We start from the raw sequence: 17,002 nt of genomic DNA, 5'->3' as shown, positions 1-17,002 counted from the left end.
CCACCGACCGGCGGGGCCGGTTGCGGTTCTTACCCCACCGCGTTCCGTACGACGTCGGGGTAGTCGGTGATGATCCCGTCCACGCCGAGGCCGGCCACCCGCTCGGCGGCGGCCGTGTCGTTCACGGTCCAGGTGTTGACCCGCAGCGGCTTCCCGTGGGCGCCCTTGAGCGCGTGCACCGCGGCCACGTACTCGGCGGTGAGGGACGTGTGCGAGGGATTGATCCGGTCGGTGAACGCCGCGTACGCGGGCAGGTCCGCCACCGCGGGTCTGCCGAGGACGCCGGTCGTGATGTCCGGGCGCTGCTCGTGCACGGCCCGGACGCTGTCCGCGCCGAAGCTCTGGATGACGAGCCTGCCGCGCACATGGCTCCGGTCGAGCCAGCCTTCCTCGCCGAGCACCCGCAGCGTGTCCCGCTCGATGCCCGGGTAGAGCTCGGGCTTCTTGATCTCCAGGAGAAGCTTCTGCCGGTTCTCGTCCACCCGGTTCAGGTACTGCTTCAGTGTGGGCACCCGGGCGCCGGCCCACTCGGCGCCGCGCCAGCTGCCCGCGTCCAGGGCGGCGATCTCCGCGGCGGTGAAGTCCTTCACCTTCCACGGCGCGCGGGTGGGGAACCTCTGCTCCACGTCGGTGGTCCGGGCCAGTGAGTCGTCATGGACGACCACGAGTTCGCCGTCCTTGGTCCGCTGGACGTCGTTCTCCACCCATGTGCAGCCCATGGCGTCGGCGAGGTCGACCGCCGCCAGAGTGTTCTCCGGCGCGTAGGCGGAGGCGCCGCGGTGTGCGATCACCTGTGGGCCGTCCGTGGCGGCGGCCGACTGCTCGGTACCTGACGCGGAACCGGGCAGGGCCGGCGAGGTGAGTCCCAGAGCCGTGGCGGCCAGTGCGGCGACGGGGCGTGCGTACACGGGTTCTTCCCTCACGTCGGTCGGATCACGGACGGGCCGGGAGTGACAGTCCCCGGCCAACGAGGCACAGGCGAAGTATGGCCGGAGAATGAACGTATCCGCCTGCGGAGCCTCCTCCGCCGGAGCGGGGCAGGCACGGCGGAAGGGACACCCCGCGGGGCCGACGGATCTCCGCCGAGACATGTGCATACACTTCCGCGAGCCGTACCCTCGCCCATAACCGGACGTTCCATCAGAGACCGCGGGGATCGTAGAGCGGCGGGGGATCATGCGGGACGAAGGGTGCGTAACGGATGCAGGGCACGGTGGACGGATTCGGCTACGGCCTCGTCACCCCGGTGGCGGCCTATCTGATGGCATGCCTCGGGGGTGCCCTGGGGCTGCGATGCACCACCAGATCCCTGGGGGACCGTGGCTCGTACCGGCCGGGCTGGCTGTTGCTCGGCGCGACCGCCATCGGCTCCGGCATATGGAGCATGCACTTCATCGCCATGATGGGGTTCACCGTCGAGGAGACCCCCATCGGCTACGACAGGGCGACGACCTTCGCCAGCCTGGCCGTGGGCATCGTGATGGTCGGTATCGGGATCTTCATCGTCGGACACCGGGGCGCCACCCGGATGTCGCTGGTCACGGGTGGGACGATCACCGGACTGGGCGTGGCGTCCATGCACTACCTCGGCATGGCGGGCATGCGGCTGCGGGGCAGCCTCGAGTACGACACCCTCACCGTCGCCCTCTCCGTGGTGATCGCCGTGGTCGCGGCGACCACGGCCCTGTGGACGGCCGTCGCGGTGCACGGGTTCCTGGCGAGCCTGGGTGCCGCCCTCGTGATGGGCCTCGCGGTGAGCGGGATGCACTACACCGGCATGGCCGCCGTCAGCGTCCACGTCCACGAGGCCGTAGAGGCGGTCGACGCCGCCGTCGCCGGTGATCCGCCCGCCGTGCTCCTCGGCCCCATGCTCGTCGGGCCCGCGGTGTTCCTGCTGCTCGCCGGGGCCGTCGTGATGGTCGACCCGCTCCTGGTGTCGGGCGGCGAGCAGCACGGGCAGGCGTACGGCGGGAAGGCCCCCGCGTACGGCATACCGACGAGAACCCTCCGACGCCCCGCCGGCCGGACCGCGGAGCGGGACCCCGGACGCGGTCGCCCCCGCGCGGAACGCTATTGAGCCTGCCGGTCCGCCGGGGTTCGGGGCCCGAGTGTCAGTGGGGGGCCGTACGGTTGTTGCATGCGGCCCGTTTCCAAGATCGAACGTACGGTGGCGCCTTTCGAGGTCGTCAGCCCCTTCCGGCCCAGCGGCGACCAGCCGACGGCCATCGCCGAGCTGGAGCGACGTATCCGTGCAGGTGAGAAGGATGTCGTCCTGCTCGGCGCGACCGGCACGGGCAAGTCGGCGACCACGGCCTGGATGATCGAGAAGCTCCAGCGTCCCACCCTGGTCATGGCTCCGAACAAGACCCTGGCCGCCCAGCTGGCGAACGAGTTCCGTGAGCTCCTCCCGAACAACGCGGTGGAGTACTTCGTCTCGTACTACGACTACTACCAGCCCGAGGCTTACGTCCCGCAGTCGGACACCTACATCGAGAAGGACTCCTCGATCAACGAGGAAGTGGAGCGGCTGCGCCACTCCGCGACCAATTCGCTCATCACCCGGCGCGACGTCGTCGTGGTCGCCTCCGTCTCCTGCATCTACGGCCTCGGCACCCCGCAGGAGTACGTGGACCGGATGGTGCAGCTCAGGGTCGGTGACGAGATCGACCGCGACCAGCTGCTGCGCCGCTTCGTCGACATCCAGTACACGCGCAACGACACGGCGTTCCAGCGGGGGACGTTCCGGGTCCGCGGTGACACCATCGAGATCTTCCCGGTCTACGAGGAGCTCGCCGTCCGCATCGAGATGTTCGGCGACGAGATCGAGGCCCTGTCCACCCTCCATCCGCTGACCGGCGAGATCCTCAGCGAGGACCAGTCGCTGTACGTGTTCCCCGCCAGCCACTACGTGGCGGGTCCGGAACGCATGGAGAAGGCGGTCAACGGCATCGAGGCGGAACTGGAACAGCGCCTGGCCGAGCTGGACAAGCAGGGCAAGCTGCTCGAGTCCCAGCGGCTGCGCATGCGCACCACGTACGACATCGAGATGATGCGCCAGATCGGCTCCTGCTCCGGCATCGAGAACTACTCGATGCACTTCGACGACCGCGAGCCCGGCTCCCCGCCGAACACCCTCCTCGACTACTTCCCGGAGGACTTCCTCCTCGTCATCGACGAGTCGCACGTCACCGTCCCGCAGATCGGCGCGATGTACGAGGGTGACGCCTCCCGCAAGCGTACGCTCGTCGACCACGGCTTCCGGCTGCCGTCCGCTCTGGACAACCGCCCGTTGAAGTGGGAGGAGTTCAAGGAGCGTATCGGCCAGACCGTCTATCTCTCGGCCACTCCGGGCACTTACGAACTCTCCCGGGGCGACGGTTTCGTCGAGCAGATCATCCGGCCCACCGGCCTCGTCGACCCCCAGGTCGTCGTCAAGCCCACGGAGGGACAGATCGACGACCTGGTGCACGAGATCCGCGAGCGCACCGAGAAGGACGAGAGGGTCCTGGTCACGACACTGACCAAGAAGATGGCCGAGGACCTGACGGAGTACTTCCTCGAGCTGGGCATCCAGGTCCGCTATCTGCACAGCGACGTCGACACGCTGCGCCGCGTCGAGCTGCTCCGTGAGCTGCGCGCCGGTGAGTACGACGTCCTGGTCGGTATCAACCTCCTGCGCGAGGGGCTCGACCTGCCCGAGGTCTCGCTGGTCGCCATCCTCGACGCCGACAAGGAGGGCTTCCTGCGCTCCGGCACCTCCCTGATCCAGACCATCGGCCGCGCGGCACGCAACGTGTCCGGCCAGGTCCATATGTACGCGGACAAGATCACCCCGGCGATGGAGAGGGCCATCGAGGAGACCAACCGCCGCCGGGAGAAGCAGATCGCGTACAACACGGAGAACGGCATCGACCCGCAGCCGCTCCGCAAGAAGATCAACGACATCGTGGCGACCATCGCACGCGAGGAGGTCGACACCGAGCAGCTGCTGGGCACCGGTTACCGGCAGATGCAGGCCGACAAGCCGGGCAAGGGTGCCAAGGCGCCGGTCCCGTCGCTCGGGTCCGGCGCGGGAGCGGGCCGCAAGGGCGAGATCCTCACCGACCGGCCGGCCGCCGAACTGGCCGGAATCATCGAGGAGATGACCGACCGGATGCGAGCGGCCGCCGCGGAGCTCCAGTTCGAGGTCGCGGCCCGCCTGCGTGACGAGGTGAGCGAACTGAAGAAGGAACTACGCCAGATGAAGGAGGCAGGGCTCGCGTGAGCCCGCTGCGGCGGACGTGACGGCCGGACACGCCCGTGTGTTGCAAGACCGACACAAAATCCGACGGCCCCGCCGCGCTGTCGGTGCGACTGCGTAGGGTACTTGGACAACCGCACACATGGGCGGTGGCAATTCGCGAGAAGGGGACAGCGCGTGACGGTCAATATGACCAAGGGCCAGGCCATCAGCCTGCAGAAGAGTGACGGGGGGACCCTCACGGCGGTGCGGATGGGCCTCGGCTGGCAGGCGGCACCCCGCCGCGGTCTGTTCGGCTCGCGTACGCGTGAGGTCGACCTGGACGCCTCCGCGGTGCTGTTCGCCGACAAGCAGCCGGTCGACGTGGTGTTCTTCCGCCACCTCGTCAGCGACGACGGCTCCGTCAAGCACACCGGCGACAACCTCGTCGGCGGCGCCGGTTCCGGCGGCGACGACGAGGCGATCCTCGTCGACCTGCAGCGCGTACCGGTCCACATCGACCAGATCGTCTTCACGGTGAACTCGTTCACCGGCCAGACGTTCCAGGAGGTGCAGAACGCCTTCTGCCGCATCGTGGACGAGACCAACGGCCAGGAGCTCGCCCGGTACACGCTCGACGGCGGCGGCCAGTACACCGCCCAGATCATGGCGAAGGTGCACCGCGCCGGCGCCGGCTGGCAGATGACGGCCCTCGGCAACCCGGCCAACGGCCGTACGTTCCAGGACCTGATGCCCGCCATCCTGCCGCACCTGTAGACCCGGCTGGGCCGAGTCGCACCGCAGCTCCCGGAGGCACGGCCGCCGGGGGCTGCCCGCATAGGACCGGACCGCGTACACGGACAGGGACCGCGGGCACGCGTATCCGGACCGCACGACGCGCACCGACCGCACGACGCGCACCGACCGCACGACGCGCACCGACCGCACACAGCAGAGCGCTGAGCAGAGCACTGAGGGGACAGAGCCATGACGGCCGAGCTGGTCCGGGGGCAGAATCACCCCCTGCCCGACACCCGACTCGAGATCCGGGTGTCGGCAGGCCATCCGGTCGTCGCCTGCGCCACCTGCTCCGGCGAGCAGGGCACGGTCCGCGAGGAGTGGGTGGCCCACCCCGGCGTACCGGCCCTGCCCGGTGTCGAGGTGCCGGGGCGCGCCGAGCAGTCGCCCCGCTTCGCCGTCGACCTTGCCGCGGTGCCGGGGGAGGTGCAGCAGGTCAATGTGCTGCTCGCGCTCCCCGAGGGCACCGGCGGCCCCGACCGCTTCGGCACCACCGCGGCGCCGTTCGTCGCGGTCATGAGTCAGGACGGTGCCGAGCTCGCCAGCTTCACCATCACCGGCCTGGACAGCGAGAGAGCGGTCGTCGCGGTCGAGCTGTACCGCCGCCAGGGCGCGTGGAAGGTCCGCGCGGTCGGCCAGGGCTACGCGGGAGGGCTGGCCCAGCTCCTGGCCGACCAGGGCATGGAGGGCGCCGCACGGACGGCGGCGGCGATCCAGGAGGCCGCTGTGCCGCGTACCCAGCGCGCCGAGCCCGCCCGGGTGAGCACGCCCATCGCGGAGGCCGCGGCGCCGGCGTCCGGCCCGGACCGCCCGTCCCCCGCGGACGGTGCGCCGGCCGACGGGCGCACCGGGCATCCGGGCCCGGCGATCGCCCCTCCGCAGCAGATGCCTGTGCCCGAAGCCGTCCCGCAGATGCCGACCGGGCCCATCGACTACGCGCATCCACGCCGGCAGTCCGCACCGCCCCCGCCGGCTCCCGCCGCCGGGCCGGCGGAGCCCGGCCGTCCGGCCGCACCGGTGGCGGGCGATGCCGGCGGCTGGTCCATGGAGGAGCGCCTCTACAACCAGGTCTGGGGCATGTTCGAGGACCTTGCCCGGACCGTCGCCGCGTACCGCAGCGCCGTCGAGTTCGCCGAGTCCCGGATGGACAAGGAGCTCGACCACGTCCTGTCCGACCCGCGCAGCCGCATCGGCAGCACGGGGGACGCCGCCAGGGCCGCGGCGCGTGCGAAGTGCGAGCAGCTGACCGACCGGGCGCGCCAAGTACTCGACCGGGACCTGGCCCAGCTTGCCGCCGAGTCGGAGGTCGTCGAGCCGGCGCTGCCGCCCGCGTTCGCCCGCTGGGACAACCCGTGCTGGCACGCCTACCGCGTCCCGATGGAGGTCCCCATGGCGCTGCGCCTCGGCGACCTCCACCTTCCCGAGAGCCCCGAACTGCGCATTCCGTGCCTGGTAAGGCTGCCGCTCGAGCGTGGCCTGTGGGTGGACAGCGGGCGCGCGAGCTCCGACGCCGCGATGGCGACGGACGAGGCGCAACTGCGGCGACTGGCCACCGACTCGGCGGTGGCGCTCGCCGCTCGCCTTCTCGCGGTGTATCCGCCCGGCGAGTTCACCGTGCACGCGATCGATCCGGCGGGCACTGCGGCGGCGTCGCTGGGGCCACTGGTCGACTCGGGGACCCTCGCGGGGCCGCCGGCCGCCGGAGCGCAGGGAGTGAGCGCCGTCCTCACCAAGCTCACCGAACGGGTCGACCTGGTGGGGATGGCGGTGCGCGGCGGCGCCGCCGACGCGCTCCCGCCCGACCTCGACACCGGTGAACAGCTACTGATCGTCAACGACTTCCCCCACGGCTTCGACGACCGCGCGGTCAATCAGCTGCGCTACCTGGCGGACGAGGGGCCGGCCGTAGGGGTCCATCTGCTGATGGTGGCGGACCGCGAGGACGCCACCGCCTACGGTCCCGTCCTCGACCCGCTGTGGAGCTCACTGCTGCGGGTCACCCCGGTCCCCGACGACCATCTCGCCGACCCGTGGGTGCGCCATGCGTGGACGTACGAGCCGCTGACGGTGCCGTCCGGCAGTGATGTGCTGCGCCAGGTGCTGTCCCGGGTGGCGGAAGCCCGCCGGTCCTGGGGCCGCTGATCCGTCGGCCTCTCCTCCACCCGTGCCGAACGGGTGACCTGAGTCTCACGCATCTCCGGCTTTACCTTTCCTTGTACTTTCATGTACCTTCCTTTACGCGGAGGGGAGTACTCCCAACTCGCGGCGTGCCCGTCAGTACGGACAGACAGAGATGTCCCGGGGCGCCGGCCCGTGGCGGGAGACTGCCCGGGTGGAGGAGACCTCCGGCAGCGACAACGCTGATCAGTTGCCGTACGACGCCGGAGGCGCAGTGGACGTTTCTATGACCCTCTGGGTGCTGACCATTCTCGGTCTCAGTGCCCTCATCGCGGTCGACTTCTTCATCGGGCGCAAGCCCCACGACGTATCGATAAAGGAAGCCGGCACCTGGACCGTCGTCTGGATCGTGCTGGCGGCACTCTTCGGCTTCGGTCTGTTCTTCGCCGGTGAGAGCCAGGCATCGGGTGAGTTCTTCGCGGGCTTCATCACGGAGAAGTCGCTGAGCGTCGACAACCTCTTCGTCTTCGTCCTGATCATGGCGAAGTTCTCGGTACCGTCACACCTCCAGCAGCGGGTCCTGCTCTTCGGTGTGCTGATCGCACTGGTACTGCGCGCCATTTTCATCGCCGCCGGTGCGGCCATCATCGCCAGTTTCTCCTGGGTGTTCTACATCTTCGGCGCGTTCCTGATCTACACCGCCTGGAAGCTCATCCAGGAGGCGCGCTCCGACGACGAGGAGGAGGAGTTCGAGGAGAACAGGCTCCTCAGGTCGATCGAGCACCGCTTCGGCGTCGCCGACAAGTACCACGGCACCAAGCTCTTCATCCGTGACAACGGCAAGCGCATCCTGACGCCGCTCATGGTGGTCATGCTCGCCATCGGCACCACCGATGTGCTCTTCGCGCTGGACTCCATCCCCGCGATCTTCGGCCTCACGCAGGACCCGTACATCGTCTTCACCGCCAACGCCTTCGCGCTGATGGGTCTGCGGCAGCTGTACTTCCTCATCGGCGGGCTTCTGAAGAAGCTGGTCCACCTCAGCTACGGCCTGTCGGTGATCCTCGGCTTCATCGGTGTGAAGCTGGTGCTGCACGCTCTGCACGAGAACGGGGTGCACGTCCCGGAGATCTCCATCCCGGTTTCGCTGGCCGTCATCTGCGGTGTCCTCGTCACCACGACGATCACCAGCCTGATCGCCTCGAAGAAGCAGGCGGAGCGGGAAGCGGCGAACGCCGCGGAGAAGGAGAGCGTCGAAACCTGACGGCGAGCGGCCTGCGGCCCCGAGCCCGAGCGACGCACAACAGCACTCCACCGGCGGGTGCGGACGGCAGGCCCGTCCGCACCCGCCGGTGCGCTTCACCGCCTGGATCGCACCGGCCCCCACGGCCTCGGCCTCGCATACCGTGACACGGGAGGCGACTGCCGGACGAAGCAGTTCGAGCCCCGACATCCGCAACCGCAGACCGAGGAAGTGATGGCCATCCTCATCCGCAGAGGCACGAAGGACACCGGGACCGCCGGCAGCGCGGCACTGCGCCTGGAGCGGTTCGCGACGCCACCGGAGGCCGCCGTCCTGCTGCTGCACGGCGGCCGCGCCGACGCGTTGGAGCCGCCGCCGGCGCTGAACCTGCCCGGTGCGCGGATGCGGCCCTTCGCCCGGTCTCTGGCCCGCGCCACCGCGGGGCACGGCGTCGCGCTGGGCCGGGTCCGCTACGCGTACCGCGGCTGGAACGGCTCGCGCGCCGACGCCGGCCGTGACGCGCTGCGAGCGCTGGACGAACTCGCGACAGCCCTCGGGCCCGTACCCACCGTCCTGGTGGGCCACTCGATGGGCGGCCGCGCCGCCCTGCACGCCGCCGGCCATCCCCTGGTGTCGGCGGTGGTGGGACTCGCTCCGTGGTGTCCCGCCGGCGAGCCCGTGGAACATCTGACCGGCAAACGGCTCGTGTTGCTGCACGGCGACCGCGACCGCGTCACCGGCCCCGAGGAAACCTGGGCCTTCGCCGCACGGGCCCGGGCCGCGGGCGCGGAGGTCCACACGCTGTCGATGCCCGGCGGCGACCACGCGATGCTGCGTGGCGCCGCCGACTGGCACACGGCGACCACCGGGACGGTCACCGGACTGCTGGGCCTCGGGCCGTTTCCGCCGCCCGGCGGGAACGGCTTCACGCCCGCGGCCGGCTGACGGCCGCGGCGCGACCTACCAGCCGCGTGCGCGCCACTGTGCGAGGTGCGGCCGCTCGTCGCCCAGGATGGTGTCCTTGCCGTGCCCCGGGTAGATCCAGGTCTCGTCCGGCAGTACGGCGAAGAGCTTCTCCTCCACGCCGTCCAGCAGGCTGGTGAACGCCTGCGGGTCCTTGTGGGTGTTACCCACACCGCCCGGGAACAAGCGCTTCCGCGTCAACCTCCACCCGAGGCAGCACGGCGGGGCCGCAATGGCTGGCTGAGCTGGGCCCGCCCTGCCCGGACCAATCGGTCCACGGGCGCCGGCCTCGGAGGCCGCAGAGTGGAAGTGACCGCCGGGCCTTCTGTCATGCAGGCCATGACTGATCTCCGGACACGAAAAGGGCCCGCGCGACCAGTCTCGGGGTCTTGCGGGCCCTTGCGCTGTGCGGGTGGGAGACGAGCCGGCTCACCTGGGGGCGCGGCCTCGTCGCCCGCCGCAGGGGAGAGGGCAGCCGCTAATAGCGGAGGTCCTTCTGCTCGGTGATCAGGCGCCCGGCAATGTGCAGGTTGCCGTCGGAGTCGAGCACCGCGATGATCTTCTTCGTCGAGCCGTGATGGGTCGTGAAGTAGATCTTGTCCGCCTCCTGCGAGGTGGAGTAGTTCGAGTTCACGGACAGCTCGATGCTCACAGGGGAGCTGATGAGCACGTCCTTCTTGGGCGAGTTCGGGTAGACCTGGTTCTGCCGCAGCTTGACGCGGCCGTGAGTGTCCCCCTCGTCCCAATCTGTCGCCACTCCGAGATCGATGTCGGCCATGCGACTTCCCCCTTCAGAACCGGTGAATGAGTCTTCGGCTTGGGCCGCTGTGGAGCTCCCGAACCACGGCTGAATCTATGCGGATAGCTCATGTTCCGTCACTGGGAGTTCTCTGCCTGGCTGGATTTCTGCCCAAACGGTCTGGAATCAGCGTTCAGGCCACCCACGGGCAGAAACGCCCGGAAATCGCAGTGACAGCCGAGGACCCGCCGACCTGTGCGGCCGTGCGGGCCTCGGCTGTGCCGGGGCTGCGGCCGACCCTCGGGGAGTCGCCGATCGAGGGTTGCTGGGACGCGCAGGGAGGCTTTGCCGCGCGGCCCCCACGTCGGACAGGTGAGGGGGATACCGGCTGCGCCGACGTTCTCCCGGACGCCGACGCGCACGGGTGCGGTCAGCTGCGCAGGATGTGCCGTGGCTACCAGCCTCGGGCGCGCCACTCCGCCAGGTGGGGGCGCTCGGCGCCGAGCGTGGTGTCGTTGCCGTGGCCGGGGTAGACCCAGGTCTCATCCGGTAGGACGCCGAAGAGCTTGGCCTCCAGGCCATCCATGAGGCTGTTGAACTCGTCGGGCTGTGTTGTCCGGCCAGGGCCGCCGGGGAACAGGCAGTCGCCGGTGAAGACGTGCGGGTGGCCGTGCGGGTCGTCGTAGACGAGCACGATGGACCCCGGCGTGTGGCCCACGAGGTGACGGGCGGTCAGCTCGACCCGTCCCACCCGGATCGTGTCCCCGTCGTCGACCGGTACGTCGGTCGGGACGGGAATGCCCTCCGCGTCATGACGGCCGGCGTAGGTGCGGGCGCCGGTCGCCCTGACCACGTCCTCCAGGGCCTGCCAGTGGTCGCCGTGCCGGTGGGTCGTGACGACGCCGGCGACGGAGTCGTCGCCGATCAGCTGCAGCAGCGTGTCCGGGTCCGCCGCCGCGTCGATCAGGAGCTGCTCGCCGGTGGCCCGGCAGCGCAGCAGATAGGCGTTGTTGTCCATCGGTCCGACCGCGACCTTGGAGATCATCAGGTCGGCGAGCTCGTGTACGTCCGCCGGACCGCCGACCTTCACAGCTCCGCTGTATGTCATGGGTCTCAGCCTATAGCTGCCGGCCTACAGTGCCGGCAGCACGGGCAGCGGGCCCCCGGTGCACTCCAGGCCCGCGCCGGGGCGGCGGCCCGAGAGCCAGCCCAGCACCTCGGCGGGGGAGCCGGAGACGGTGACCGGAGCGCCGTCAGTGCCGCCGGTCCGCCACTCGCCGCCGCCGGCCAGGATCCGGGTCGGGGGCACGTCCGCGCGGCCGCTCCATCGATCCGCCAGGAAGGCGGTCTCACGCTCGGTGAACTCCTTGGGCAGGTCCTCGAGCTCGTAGCCCATGTCGAGGTCGACATGGTGCAGCTCGACCTCGACGAGACGGCGGAAGGGGAGCCTGGCCGCGCGGTCGGTCACACCGTTGCGCAGTTCCACGGTCCGCTGCCAGTCGCCCGGTGCGGCGCCGGTGTCCTGGAAGCGCGCGGCGGTGGCGCGCAGGTCGTCGAGCTGCTCGGAGAGGGGGCGGGGCGCGTCGCGCTCGATATCGGCGTCGCGGGCCTCACCTGTGACATACATCGGTCGGCCCTCGAGAACATTTACGAGCGCGTCGGCGTTACGGGAGATGTGGGCCAGTACATGGCCGCGGGTCCAGCCGGGGAGCCGTGACGGCCCGGCGACCGCGGCGTTGTCCAGTCCGGCGGCCGCGGCGAGGAGCCGGTCCGTCGCTTCACGTACAGAGTGGAGGTCGCTCACGGGATCGATCATGAGCTCGACCCTAGCTCCGCCCACTCGATCGGGTGAAGGTCTCGGCACACGTCCGTAAATCGAATGCGCGTGCTATAGGCTCGGTGGAGGCATCCTTGAAAGTAAGGCATTCATCTTCTGGCCGCCCCCGAAGACTGGGTCCCAGTCCGGGACGGGGGCTGTGCCTCCGCTTCTATGGAGAAAGGTGCGGACCGGCGTGGCCGACCGTCTCATCGTTCGCGGCGCTCGCGAGCACAATCTGAAGAACGTCTCGCTCGACCTTCCGCGTGACTCCCTCATCGTGTTCACCGGGCTCTCGGGATCGGGCAAGTCCTCCCTCGCGTTCGACACGATCTTCGCCGAGGGGCAGCGCCGGTACGTCGAGTCGCTCTCCTCGTACGCCCGGCAGTTCCTCGGACAGATGGACAAACCGGACGTGGACTTCATCGAGGGCCTCTCCCCGGCCGTCTCGATCGACCAGAAGTCGACCTCGCGCAACCCGCGCTCCACGGTCGGCACGATCACCGAGGTCTACGACTACCTGCGCCTGCTGTTCGCGCGGATCGGCAAGCCGCACTGCCCCGAGTGCCGCCGGCCCATCTCACGGCAGTCGCCGCAGGCCATCGTCGACAAGGTGCTCGAGCTGCCCGAGGGAAGCCGTTTCCAGGTGCTCTCGCCGCTGGTGCGCGAGCGCAAGGGCGAGTTCGTCGACCTCTTCTCCGACCTGCAGACCAAGGGCTACAGCCGGGCGCGGGTCGACGGGAAGACCGTCCAGCTCGCCGAGCCGCCCACGCTGAAGAAGCAGGAGAAGCACACCATCGAGGTGGTCGTCGACCGCCTCACGGTGAAGGACTCCGCCAAGCGCCGGCTCACCGACTCCGTCGAGACCGCGCTCGGGCTCTCCGGCGGCATGGTCGTGCTCGACTTCGTCGACCTCCCGGAGGACGACCCCGAGCGGGAGCGGATGTACTCGGAGCATCTGTACTGCCCGTACGACGACCTGTCGTTCGAGGAGCTCGAGCCCCGCTCTTTCTCGTTCAACTCGCCCTTCGGTGCCTGCCCCGACTGCACCGGCATCGGCACCCGCATGGAGGTCGACCCGGAGCTGATCGTCCCCGACGAGGAGAAGTCCCTCGACGAGGGCGCGATCCACCCCTGGTCCCACGGCCACACCAAGGAGTACTTCGGCCGCTTGATCGACGGGCTCGCGCAGGCACTCGGCTTCTCCACGGACATGCCCTGGGCCGGGCTGCCCGCCCGTGCCAAGAAGGCCCTCCTCCACGGCCACAAGACCCAGCTCGAGGTCCGCTACCGCAACCGCTACGGACGCGAGCGCGCCTGGACCACCCCGGCCTTCGAGGGGGCCGTGCAGTTCGTCAAGCGGCGGCACTCCGAGGCCGAGAGCGACTCCAGCAGGGAGCGCTTCGAGGGCTATATGCGCGAGGTGCCCTGCCCGACCTGTGAGGGCACCCGGCTCAAGCCGATCGTGCTCGCGGTCACCGTGATGGAGAAGTCCATCGCCGAGGTCTCCGCGATGTCGATCAGCGAGTGCGCCGAGTTCCTCGGACGTCTCAAGCTCAACGCCCGCGACAAGAAGATCGCCGAGCGGGTCCTCAAGGAGGTCAACGAGCGGCTGCGCTTCCTGGTCGACGTCGGTCTGGACTATCTGTCGCTCAACCGGGCCGCCGGCACCCTGTCCGGCGGCGAGGCCCAGCGCATCCGGCTCGCCACCCAGATCGGCTCCGGCCTGGTCGGCGTGCTCTACGTCCTCGACGAGCCCTCCATCGGCCTGCACCAGCGCGACAACCACCGGCTGATCGAGACCCTCGTCCGGCTCCGCGACATGGGCAACACCCTCATCGTCGTCGAGCACGACGAGGACACCATCAAGGTCGCCGACTGGGTCGTCGACATCGGCCCCGGCGCGGGCGAGCACGGCGGCAAGGTCGTGCACTCCGGTCCGTTGAGGCAACTGCTCGCCAACAAGGAGTCGATGACCGGGCAGTACCTGTCCGGCAAGCGGTCCATCGCGACACCGGAGCTGCGCCGCCCGGTCGACCCGGCGCGCCGGCTGACCGTGCACGGCGCCCGGGAGAACAACCTCCAGGACATCGACGTCGCGTTCCCGCTCGGGGTCCTGACAGCGGTCACCGGCGTCTCCGGCTCCGGAAAGTCGACCCTGGTCAACGACATCCTGTACACCCACCTCGCCCGCGAGCTGAACGGAGCGAAGTCGGTGCCGGGCCGTCACACCCGGGTCGACGGCGACGACCTCGTCGACAAGGTGGTCCATGTCGACCAGTCGCCCATCGGCCGCACCCCGCGGTCGAACCCGGCGACGTACACGGGCGTCTTCGACCACGTCCGCAAGCTCTTCGCCGAGACGATGGAGGCCAAGGTCCGCGGCTATCTGCCCGGCCGGTTCTCCTTCAACGTCAAGGGCGGCCGCTGCGAGAACTGCTCCGGCGACGGCACAATCAAGATCGAGATGAACTTCCTGCCGGACGTGTACGTTCCGTGCGAGGTCTGCCACGGAGCGCGGTACAACCGCGAGACGCTGGACGTCCACTACAAGGGCAAGTCCATCGCGGAGGTGCTGGACATGCCGATCGAGGAGGCGCTGGACTTCTTCGAGGCCGTCCCGACGATCTCCCGCCACCTGCGCACTCTCAACGAGGTCGGCCTCGGGTACGTCCGACTCGGCCAGCCCGCGCCGACGCTGTCCGGTGGTGAGGCACAGCGCGTGAAGCTGGCGTCCGAGCTCCAGAAGCGCTCGACGGGCCGGACGGTCTACGTCCTGGACGAGCCGACCACCGGTCTGCACTTCGAGGACATCAGCAAGCTGATCACCGTGTTGTCCGGACTGGTCGACAAGGGCAACTCGGTGATCGTCATCGAGCACAACCTCGATGTCATCAAGACGGCGGACTGGGTCATCGACATGGGTCCGGAGGGCGGCAGCGGTGGTGGTCTGGTGATCGCCGAGGGCACGCCGGAGCAGGTCGCGGGGGTGCCGGCCAGCCATACCGGCAAGTTCCTGCGGGACATCCTGGACGCGGAGCGGATCAGCGACGCGGCGGCCGGGGTGGCGGTGCCGGCGGCGGTGCGGTCGGCACGGGCCCGGAAGGTCTGACGCCCGGCGGGGCGGGGGCGCGCGTCTGCGGGTGTGGGGGCCACGCCTGCAGCAGGCGTGGCCCCCTCCCCGTAGTCGCAGTGCCGCCCGCCACACGAAGGCGCCGCCCCCTTGGACCCCGCCGCCGTCGGGGCGGTCTCCGCCGGTATCGTCGGGTCCGGCGGTACACGATCCGCCTCCCACCATGACGACCCGAACCGTGGAGTTCCGATGGCCCCGACCGCCCGCCGTACCGTCCTGAAGGGCGCTGCCCTCGCCGGGGCCGCCGGGCTGGGCGTCGCCGGGTGCTCCACCGAGTCCAAGCTCGGCCACGCGGAGAACCCCACCCCCACGGCACCGGTCGACCTGGGCGCCGCGGACGCCGTGCCCGTCGGCGGGGCCAGGCTGTACCGCGAGCAGCGCCTGATCGTGCACTGCCCGGCGGAGGGGGAGTACAAGGCGTTCAGCGCCCAGTGCACCCACGCGGGCTGTGTCCTCGACAAGGTGGAGGGCACCGAGGGCAACTGCCCCTGCCACGGCAGTCGCTTCGATGTGACGACCGGCAAGGCGCTGCGGGGGCCTGCCACGGTCCCGCTGCCGGAGGTGCCGGTCAGGGCGGACGGCGGCAGGCTCGTGGCGGGCCCGGACGCATAGAGGCTGCCCCGCCCGCACCGTCACTCCGGTCTTGCACCGTCACTCCGGTCCGGGACCGTCACTCAGGGTCCCGCACCGCCAATACCGGTCCCGGACGTCATGCCCAGTCCCAGCCGATTCCCAGTGTCCCCCGCCGCACTCCCTGCTCGACGAGGTGCACCGTGCGGTGCCGTCCGCTGAGTGTCAGCTCCGTGCGGGGACCGCGCGGCACTCCGGTGATGCTCCGGGAGAGGCGACGACAGCGCACGGGCAGCGGCGCCCCCTCGTCGAAGCGCACCTGCAGCATGTACTGCCCGCCCGCGGAGTCGAAGCCGCGCGCGTACTCCGTACTTGGGCCGCCTGTCCCGTCCTCGAAGCCGTAGCCGAAGACATACGTGTCGCCGACCCGCAGCCGGGTGTCGAAGAGCAGCTCGACGGCCACGATGCCGCTCGCCCGGTCCCGCCGCACCCGCCCTGTGCGGCAGTTCTCGCGGGCGGTGACCTCCACGGCCGAGGGGTCGCAGCCCGGATCGCCGTGATGGACGGCGAGGTAGCGGTCGACCCCGTCGCGGTGGACGCGTACGACATGCTGCGAGTCCCGTCCGAGCAGCTGTCCCCGCGCCCCGATCCGGACTCGTTCGTGGTGGCCGACGGTGTGCAGCCCGCCGTCCGCGGGTACCGCCGGGCCGAGGCCGGCGACGAGCCGTTCCACCGCTCTTGACCGGTCCGCGTGTCCGCAGGAGCGTTCGCGCTCGTCGCGGCCGTCCTCCCGGTCGTCCGTGCCCAGCAGCCGGACCAGCGAGTTCCCTGGCAGGCAGAGGACCTCTTCCAGGGCGCGGACCGCTCGCAGCGACTCGGGACGCTGCGGGCGGCGGGCACCCTGCTGCCAGTAGCTGAGGCTGGTGACGCCCACCTTGATCCCGCGGTGGGCGAGATGGTGCTGGACGCGCTGAAGCGGCAGACCGCGCACGGCAAGGGCGGCGCGCAGCGCCAGGTGGAACGGGCCGGTGTGCAGCGCCTGGGCCAGATCGGCCTCGGCGTGGCGCATGGATTCCTCCGGAAGGCGACGGAACGAGGGGCGAACGAAACGAGGGAGCGAGGGATGCGAGGGAACGACGGGGCGAAGGAACGGGGGCACGAAGATCGATGGAACAGAGGGCAAGCAACGAGGGGACGCCGGGCCGGCCGGTCGGAAAGGGGTGTATCCGGTGGGCTGTGCGCAGCGGCGTGTCTCCCGCGTCGAAGCGGGTCGGGGTCCCCCGCATTGAATCGGGTTGGTCTTGCGCCGACAAGGCTCGGCACGCATCCGTGTCCCTCGCCAGCCGTGAACGACCAGTGGTGGTCATGTACCTGGCGGTCTGTCTCCGTACTGTCACTGCCCG

Annotated in this window: 12 protein-coding genes and 2 pseudogenes; 8 read left to right on the top strand and 6 right to left on the bottom strand. The window is 70.1% G+C overall.

The window, feature by feature from the left end; translation table 11 throughout:
• Positions 1–29: 29 nt before the first annotated feature.
• Positions 30–848 carry a glycerophosphodiester phosphodiesterase family protein gene (locus AB0903_RS11285; RefSeq protein WP_366701445.1) on the bottom strand — a complete coding sequence of 273 codons (819 nt, stop codon included), beginning with the start codon at positions 846–848 and terminating at the stop codon, positions 30–32.
• 353 nt (positions 849–1,201) lie between these two features.
• Here AB0903_RS11285 and AB0903_RS11280 point away from each other — a divergent pair, with 353 nt between their 5' ends.
• The 6 genes from AB0903_RS11280 (at position 1,202) to AB0903_RS11255 (ending at position 9,323) form a co-directional block, all read left to right on the top strand.
• On the top strand, positions 1,202–2,077 hold the full coding sequence (locus tag AB0903_RS11280; RefSeq protein ID WP_366701343.1) for an MHYT domain-containing protein: 876 nt from the start codon (positions 1,202–1,204) through the stop codon (positions 2,075–2,077).
• A gap of 60 nt (positions 2,078–2,137) precedes the next feature.
• Complete coding sequence (uvrB, locus tag AB0903_RS11275) at positions 2,138–4,264, top strand: excinuclease ABC subunit UvrB (protein WP_366701341.1); 2,127 nt, start codon at positions 2,138–2,140, stop codon at positions 4,262–4,264.
• A gap of 153 nt (positions 4,265–4,417) precedes the next feature.
• Positions 4,418–4,996 carry a TerD family protein gene (locus AB0903_RS11270; RefSeq protein WP_005318943.1) on the top strand — a complete coding sequence of 193 codons (579 nt, stop codon included), beginning with the start codon at positions 4,418–4,420 and terminating at the stop codon, positions 4,994–4,996.
• Positions 4,997–5,206: 210 nt separating this feature from the next.
• Positions 5,207–7,159 carry a TerD family protein gene (locus tag AB0903_RS11265; protein ID WP_366701339.1) on the top strand — a complete coding sequence of 651 codons (1,953 nt, stop codon included), beginning with the start codon at positions 5,207–5,209 and terminating at the stop codon, positions 7,157–7,159.
• A gap of 250 nt (positions 7,160–7,409) precedes the next feature.
• Positions 7,410–8,399: a TerC family protein gene (locus tag AB0903_RS11260; RefSeq protein WP_366701443.1), complete on the top strand. Its 990-nt coding sequence runs from the start codon at positions 7,410–7,412 to the stop codon at positions 8,397–8,399.
• Between the two features lie 213 nt (positions 8,400–8,612).
• Positions 8,613–9,323, top strand: coding sequence for an alpha/beta fold hydrolase (locus AB0903_RS11255; protein WP_366701337.1), 711 nt, complete (start codon positions 8,613–8,615; stop codon positions 9,321–9,323).
• Positions 9,324–9,338: 15 nt separating this feature from the next.
• Here the strand turns inward: AB0903_RS11255 and AB0903_RS11250 are convergent.
• The 4 genes and pseudogenes from AB0903_RS11250 to AB0903_RS11235 all read right to left on the bottom strand — a co-directional run.
• Positions 9,339–9,527, bottom strand: a pseudogene (locus AB0903_RS11250) (MBL fold metallo-hydrolase); the annotation flags it as partial.
• Positions 9,528–9,819: 292 nt separating this feature from the next.
• A complete protein-coding gene (locus AB0903_RS11245) occupies positions 9,820–10,119 on the bottom strand; it encodes a DUF6342 family protein (RefSeq protein ID WP_366701335.1) in 300 nt (99 codons plus the stop codon).
• A 415-nt stretch (positions 10,120–10,534) separates the two neighbouring features.
• A complete protein-coding gene (locus tag AB0903_RS11240) occupies positions 10,535–11,188 on the bottom strand; it encodes an MBL fold metallo-hydrolase (protein ID WP_366701333.1) in 654 nt (217 codons plus the stop codon).
• A 24-nt stretch (positions 11,189–11,212) separates the two neighbouring features.
• A complete protein-coding gene (locus AB0903_RS11235) occupies positions 11,213–11,896 on the bottom strand; it encodes a maleylpyruvate isomerase family mycothiol-dependent enzyme (RefSeq protein ID WP_366701331.1) in 684 nt (227 codons plus the stop codon).
• A gap of 196 nt (positions 11,897–12,092) precedes the next feature.
• Here AB0903_RS11235 and uvrA point away from each other — a divergent pair.
• Both uvrA and AB0903_RS11225 read left to right on the top strand, forming a co-directional pair.
• A pseudogene (gene uvrA, locus AB0903_RS11230) lies at positions 12,093–14,996 on the top strand (excinuclease ABC subunit UvrA); the annotation flags it as partial.
• 222 nt (positions 14,997–15,218) lie between these two features.
• Positions 15,219–15,641 carry a Rieske (2Fe-2S) protein gene (locus AB0903_RS11225; protein ID WP_366701329.1) on the top strand — a complete coding sequence of 141 codons (423 nt, stop codon included), beginning with the start codon at positions 15,219–15,221 and terminating at the stop codon, positions 15,639–15,641.
• 97 nt (positions 15,642–15,738) lie between these two features.
• Here the strand turns inward: AB0903_RS11225 and AB0903_RS11220 are convergent, their stop codons facing one another.
• Positions 15,739–16,668: a hypothetical protein gene (locus AB0903_RS11220; RefSeq protein WP_366701327.1), complete on the bottom strand. Its 930-nt coding sequence runs from the start codon at positions 16,666–16,668 to the stop codon at positions 15,739–15,741.
• Positions 16,669–17,002: the final 334 nt, after the last annotated feature.

Origin of the sequence: Streptomyces sp. NPDC048389 (genome assembly GCF_040706335.1) — a bacterium.
Taxonomy (GTDB): Bacteria; Actinomycetota; Actinomycetes; order Streptomycetales; family Streptomycetaceae; genus Streptomyces.
The sequence above is the reverse complement of the archived record's forward strand: the minus strand, read 5'-3'. Positions and strand labels throughout refer to the sequence as shown.